Raw genomic sequence first — 5,536 nt, forward strand, 5'->3', positions numbered from 1 at the left:
GGCGAGCCAGGCCGGGGCCCTTGGGTCCCGGCCTGCCGTCACGACATTGGCGCATCGCGACACTATCTATCGCGTGACGACGAGAGATGACCCGGAACGAAAGCCGCGCCCGGTCGCTTGTCCGCCAACCGAGGAGACCAACATGGCCGCCATTCCGAACCTGGACGAGTTCATCCTGGAAGAGACCGAAGACGGCATCTTCCTGACCGTCACCGGCGACGACGAGCAGACCTTGAAGCTGAAGGTCACGCTGGACGACCTGGAGGAGATCGTCGAGGTCATCGACGAAGTGTTCGGGTTGGAAGAGGACGACGGGGCGGAAGAGGAAGAGAGCGCGGGGTAAAGCGCTTCTCTCCACTATCAAATGATCCGCTCATCCCGGCGAATGCCGGGACCCAGATCCCAAAGCGAAGAGCCTGATTGGACAGGCCCAGCGTTCTTGGCGTCAGCCACACCGCCAGTCCATCTGGGTCCCGGCATTCGCCGGGATGAGCGGTGTTTAAAAGTTACCGCCCCGCCGCCTTGTTCAAGCCGTCCAGATCGTCATCGAGCGCCCGGGTCGCGGTGACCACGGTCGCCACCGCATGCTTGAAGAAGTCCTGCGGGACGGTCGCGAAGTCGTCGGTGGGCTGGTGGTATTCGGGGTGGTCCTCGACGCCGAAATAGACCCAGGGCACGCCTGCCGCGGCGAAGGCCCCCTGGTCGGACTGGGCGGTCCAGTTGTTCTCCTTGCCGTGGGCGTCGGTGTCGTGGCCCAGCAGCAGCTTGACCGGCGCGGTCTTGGCCACCCCGTCCAGCACCGGTTTCAGCCAGGGCTGCGGACCGGCGCCGCTGACGTAGAGCTGGTTGCGGGCGTTCTTGCTGATCATGTCGAAATTGATGTTCATGCCGATCGTCGCCAGCGGCACGGGCGGATCGGCGACGAAGGCCTTGGCCCCGCGCAGCCCGCTCTCTTCGGCGTCGAAGGCGACGATCAGCACGGTGTGGCGCGGCGGCCGGGCCTTGAACGCCTCGGCCACGGCCAGCAGGCCGGCGATCCCCGAGGCGTTGTCGTCGGCCCCGTTATAGACCTGCCCCTTGCGGACCCCCAGGTGGTCATAATGGGCCGAGACCACCAGCACCTTGTCCGAGCTGGACGTGCCCTCGATCCGCGCCACCAGGTTCACACCGGTGACCTCCTTGCCGAACTTGGGCTTGAAGGTGAAGGGCCGCTCGAACGTCGCCCCTTGGGGCCGCAGCCCGATCTGGCCGAAGCGCTTTACGATATAGGCCCGCGCCTTGGCCCCGCCCGGCGTGCCGACTCCCCGGCCCTCCATGTCGTCGGCCGACAGGATGCGGACGTCGTCCAGCGCGTGGGCGCCGGGCTTGGGGGCGGCGTGGGCGGGCGCCGAGAGCATGAGCCCGAGGGCGGCGGAGACCAGGAGCAGGCGCATGCGAAGACCTCGTTGACCCGGTCTTATTGGCTTGCGTCGCCCCGATTTCGCAATGAATTCATCGTCATTTTTTGCCGTGCTTCATTTGGGCGAAGTCGTCGGGGCGCGCGTCGCGGACCCAGCGTAGGCGTCCACTGTCCGCCCCTTGGCTGGCCACGACTGCCGCCCGAACCGCCGCGACGTCGGCGGCGATACAGTTCCCCGTTTCGCCGTCGGGGCTGAGGCCAGGAGGCAGTTTTCGGTCTTTCGCCTCGGCGCCTGAGTCGTCAGCGGATCGATTGCAGAGGGCGAACCAGACCAGCGCCTCGATCATGCGGCCGCCCTCGTCCCGCGCCACCGGCTTCAGGCCGTAGTAATAGTAGATCGACCATCCGTCCCGCGCGTCCTCGTACTGAACCAACTGCGGATCTCCCGGCGTCATCAGGAAGGGACGGGATTCCCAGGCGCCGCGCTCGACACTGAACTCTTGGATCGCGCTGAAGCCCGAGGTCGCGTCGGACCTGACCAGCGTGCTGTCCACACAGCTCGGCCATCGCCGAGTTGGCTTGCGGGCGTCGAACCGGCACGCGTCGTCGACCAGGACCCACCAGCCCTCCCGAAGCATGACGGCGCCCTGCGTATCCGCAGGCAAGATCAGCGGCGTCTTGGAAACCACCGCATCACAGCCGGACAGGGCGGCGACGGCCAGGATCGTCAGCACGATGCGAAACAAGTTCACGACAGCCTCACGGGGAAATCACGCCACTGTGATCAGTCCGTGATTCCGTTATCTCGCAAGCTGAAAAGCAACGCTCCAGCACTGAACCGCATTTTTCCCGTATGCCCGTTCTTAAGGTTTACGCGGCATACCCGAGACGGAGAGATTCGGAGTCCACCGCCGTGCCCATGTCCTTTCCCGACCTCGAAGCCCGCCTGCACGACGCCTTCCCCGACGCCGAGATCGTGCTGACGGACCTCGCCGGCGACGGCGATCACTACAAGGCGCGCATCGTCTCGCCAGCCTTCCGGGGCCTGAACCGGGTCAAGCAGCACCAGATGGTCAACCGCGCCCTGGCCGACGTGCTGGGCGGGACGCTGCACGCCCTGGCCCTCGAAACCGCGGCCCCCACGGAGTAGACGGCATGCGCTACCGCCCCTTCGGAAGCGCGGGCGTGGCGGTCTCGGCGATCACGCTGAGGCTTGAGGACCAGCCTCGCCTGCGCGGCGCCGACTGGCGCAAGCTGATCTTCGCGGCGCTGGAAAGCGGCATCAACAGCTTCGAGATCGACGGCGTCTCGCCCGCCCTGATCGAGGGCGCGACCGAGGCCTTCTCCACCGTCGAGCGGCGGCTGCTGTTCATAGGCTGGCGGCTGCGGGGCTCGATGGATCGCGCCCTGAGGGCCCAGGCCGTCCACGACATGGTCGACCAGGCCCTGGACCGCACCGGCCTTGGACACCTGGACCTGGCCACACTGGACGATCCCGACGCCAACGCCTTTCCCGCCGAGACCCTTGAGCAGTTGAAGGCCCTGCGAGGCTCGCGGCTGATCCGCCTGCTGGGCGTGGCCGGAGCCGGCGACAAGTTCGACGCCTATGTCGCATCGGGCCAGTTCGAGGCCATGTCGACGCCGTTCAACCTGGCCTCGGGCTGGATCGAGCGCAATCGCGTGCGCGCCGCCATGAGCCGCGAGATGGCCGTGATCGCCCAGGACTACTGGCCCAACGTCCTGCGCGAGGACCACAAGCACAGCTTCCTGCCCAAGCCGTCGCTGTGGCGGCGCAAGACCGACCCGCTGGCCGATGTCGGCGGCTACGACTTCCTGCGCAACACGCCGGGCTGGAACGCCCAGCAGATCTGCCTAGCCTACGCCCTGACCGAGCCGTCCCTGGCCACCGTGCAGGTCACGGCCAGCACACCGGTCGAGATCGAGGGTCTGGCGGCGATGGCCGAGCGCGACCTGCCCACCGGCTGCGCCGCCCAAATCGAGATGGCCCGCTTCTCGGCCCAGGAAGCGGCGAAGGCAAAGCGTCACGCCTGAGGCCTCCAGACGGCGCCAAGACTTGACCCGAGGGGTCGCGGCGCCTAGCTGAGAGCCTACGCCCAAGGATTTCTTTCCATGACCGACGTCGCCTCCTCCCCCGCCCTCGACTTCATCGCCAAGACCGTGGCCGAAAACCCCGTGGTCCTGTTCATGAAGGGCGTGCCGGACCAGCCGCGCTGCGGCTTCTCGTCGATCAGCGTGCAGATCCTCGACCACCTCGGCGTCAGCTTCATCGGCGTCGACGTGTTGCAGGACGACGAGCTGCGCGCGGGCGTGAAGACCTTCACCGACTGGCCGACCATCCCCCAGCTCTACGTCAAGGGCGAGTTCATCGGCGGCAGCGACATCGTCCGCGAGATGTTCCRGTCGGGCGAACTGAAGACCCTCCTGGCCGAACAAGGCCTTATCGAAGCTTGAGCAAGGTCTTCGTCCCACCTGGCGACGCCTTCAAGCTGACCTTCGAACCGAAGGCGTCTGAGATCGACGCCAACGGCCACGTCAACAACGTGGTCTATCTGGCCTGGGGCCAGGATCTCGCCATAGCGCATTGGGATGCTTGGGCTTCGCCCGAAGAGCGGGCTGGATGGAGCTGGGTCGCGCGCCGCCACGAGATCGACTACCGCCGCGAACTGCTGCCCGACGAGATCGCCACCGGCTACACCTGGGTGGGCGAGCTGAAGGGCCCGCGCTTCGAGCGCTTCTTCCGCATCGACGGCCCGGACGGCGAGATGTGCGCCCAGAGCCGCACCGACTGGGTGCTGATCGACATCGCCGCCAAACGCCCGGCCCGCGTGCTGCCCTGGATGGTCGAGCGGTTCACGCCGAAGGGGTGAGCGAAACGAGCGTCGAAGGACGCACGATGTCGCCGCTCAGCGCGGCGCGCCCACTGGATTGAGCACCGCCAGCCGCCCCTGCCCCGGCAATCCCAGCTCCTGATAGCTGAAGCGCACGTCCGCCGTGGTCGGCGCGCGTCGGCACAGATCCAGCCGCTTGCGCGCGAAGGCCACCGTCGGCTGGGGGCCGGATCGATCGACATAGAAGGTGAAATCCTCCCGGGTCGTGCAGCCGGTGGAGACCACGCTCAGGGTCAGACCCGTGGCGTCGGCCTCGACGGCGCTCAGGGCCTCCAGCTCGGCCGGAGCGTTGCGCCCGCTCGCCACCAGCGTCACGCCGCCCCGCCCCACGCAGCCGCCCAAGGCCAGAAAAAGCCCCGCGGCCAGCAGTCGGCGTCGGTCGAAGGTCATGTGCGCCTTGGCAAGGAAGGGAAACTGAGCCCTAGTTTGCCCACGGCTCAGCCGCGCGCAACCGACGAGACCCCCAGTGCCCGGTAAATTCCTTTCGATCGCCCTGACGGCCGCGTGCGTGGCCGCCGCCTCCGCCGCTTTTTCCGCTGACGCTCCGCTCAAGGATTTTGGGGCGCTCGACGCCGAGGCCGCCCGGCTGATGGCGGTCGGCAAGATCCCGGGCCTGGCCTATGCGGTGATCGAGCACGGCAAGGTCGTCCACGTCAGCGCCCAGGGCTGGCGCAACGTCGACAAGAAGCTGCCGCTGACGCCCGACACGATTATGTACGCCGCCTCGATCAGCAAGGCGGCCTTCGGCCAGTATGTGCTGATGCTGGTCGACGACGGCAAGCTGGACCTGGACACCCCGATCAAGACCTATCTGCCCAAGCCCCTGCCCGACTATCCCCGCTACGCCGACCTGGCCGGCGATGCGCGCTGGGAGACGATCACCCCGCGCCGGCTGCTGACCCACACCTCGGGCCTGGCCGACCAGCGGTTCTACGATCCCGACAACAAGCTGCGCTTCAATCTGGAGCCCGGAACCCGCTACGCCTATTCCGGCGAAGGCATCAACCTGCTGCAGTTCGTGATCGAGCAGGGCCTGGGGTTGAGCGTCGGCGACGAGATGAACCGGCGGATCTTCGTTCCCCTGGGCATGACCCGCAGCAGCATGATCTGGCGCGACGACTTCGCCGGGAACCTGGCCGACGGCTACAAGGCCGACGGATCGTTCGAGGAGCATGACGGGCGCGGCAGCGTCAAGGCGGCGGGCTCGCTGGACACCTCGATCCACGAC

Annotated in this window: 9 protein-coding genes; 6 read left to right on the forward strand and 3 right to left on the reverse strand. The window is 67.2% G+C overall.

What is annotated here, in order from left to right; all coding sequences use genetic code 11:
* A partial coding sequence (locus AC1DZ6_RS17705) for a hypothetical protein (protein WP_477098460.1) occupies nucleotides 1–343 on the forward strand: 343 nt, incomplete at its 5' end.
* Between the two features lie 163 nt (nucleotides 344–506).
* Here AC1DZ6_RS17705 and AC1DZ6_RS17710 read toward each other — a convergent pair.
* Nucleotides 507–1,433 carry a M20/M25/M40 family metallo-hydrolase gene (locus tag AC1DZ6_RS17710; RefSeq protein WP_477098461.1) on the reverse strand — a complete coding sequence of 309 codons (927 nt, stop codon included), beginning with the start codon at nucleotides 1,431–1,433 and terminating at the stop codon, nucleotides 507–509.
* Nucleotides 1,434–1,497: 64 nt separating this feature from the next.
* Nucleotides 1,498–2,151, reverse strand: coding sequence for a hypothetical protein (locus AC1DZ6_RS17715; RefSeq protein ID WP_477098462.1), 654 nt, complete (start codon nucleotides 2,149–2,151; stop codon nucleotides 1,498–1,500).
* 161 nt (nucleotides 2,152–2,312) lie between these two features.
* Between AC1DZ6_RS17715 and AC1DZ6_RS17720 the strand changes: the two genes are divergently transcribed.
* The 4 genes from AC1DZ6_RS17720 to AC1DZ6_RS17735 all read left to right on the forward strand — a co-directional run bounded on the left by AC1DZ6_RS17720 (nucleotide 2,313) and on the right by AC1DZ6_RS17735 (nucleotide 4,287).
* Complete coding sequence (locus AC1DZ6_RS17720; protein WP_477034703.1) at nucleotides 2,313–2,549, forward strand: BolA/IbaG family iron-sulfur metabolism protein; 237 nt, start codon at nucleotides 2,313–2,315, stop codon at nucleotides 2,547–2,549.
* 5 nt (nucleotides 2,550–2,554) lie between these two features.
* Nucleotides 2,555–3,451 carry an aldo-keto reductase family protein gene (locus tag AC1DZ6_RS17725; RefSeq protein WP_477098463.1) on the forward strand — a complete coding sequence of 299 codons (897 nt, stop codon included), beginning with the start codon at nucleotides 2,555–2,557 and terminating at the stop codon, nucleotides 3,449–3,451.
* A gap of 78 nt (nucleotides 3,452–3,529) precedes the next feature.
* Complete coding sequence (grxD, locus tag AC1DZ6_RS17730; RefSeq protein ID WP_477098464.1) at nucleotides 3,530–3,871, forward strand: Grx4 family monothiol glutaredoxin; 342 nt, start codon at nucleotides 3,530–3,532, stop codon at nucleotides 3,869–3,871.
* Complete coding sequence (locus AC1DZ6_RS17735) at nucleotides 3,868–4,287, forward strand: acyl-CoA thioesterase (RefSeq protein ID WP_477098465.1); 420 nt, start codon at nucleotides 3,868–3,870, stop codon at nucleotides 4,285–4,287. Before grxD ends, AC1DZ6_RS17735 begins: the two co-directional genes overlap by 4 nt.
* Before the next feature lie 36 nt (nucleotides 4,288–4,323).
* On the opposite strand, the gene AC1DZ6_RS17740 is transcribed toward AC1DZ6_RS17735, so the two are convergent.
* A complete protein-coding gene (locus tag AC1DZ6_RS17740) occupies nucleotides 4,324–4,698 on the reverse strand; it encodes a hypothetical protein (RefSeq protein WP_477098466.1) in 375 nt (124 codons plus the stop codon).
* A 76-nt stretch (nucleotides 4,699–4,774) separates the two neighbouring features.
* On the opposite strand from AC1DZ6_RS17740, the gene AC1DZ6_RS17745 reads away from it, so the two are divergent.
* On the forward strand, nucleotides 4,775–5,536 hold a 762-nt coding region (locus tag AC1DZ6_RS17745), incomplete at its 3' end, for a serine hydrolase domain-containing protein (protein ID WP_477098467.1).

This window comes from Caulobacter sp. P1_B12_2, from assembly GCF_056406675.1.

Coding starts and splice junctions, on each gene's coding strand:
- AC1DZ6_RS17710 (WP_477098461.1), bottom strand. CDS start 1,433: ATGCGCCTGCTCCTGGTCTCCGCCGCCCTCGGGCTCATGCTCTCGGCG.
- AC1DZ6_RS17725 (WP_477098463.1), top strand. CDS start 2,555: ATGCGCTACCGCCCCTTCGGAAGCGCGGGCGTGGCGGTCTCGGCGATC.
- AC1DZ6_RS17740 (WP_477098466.1), bottom strand. CDS start 4,698: ATGACCTTCGACCGACGCCGACTGCTGGCCGCGGGGCTTTTTCTGGCC.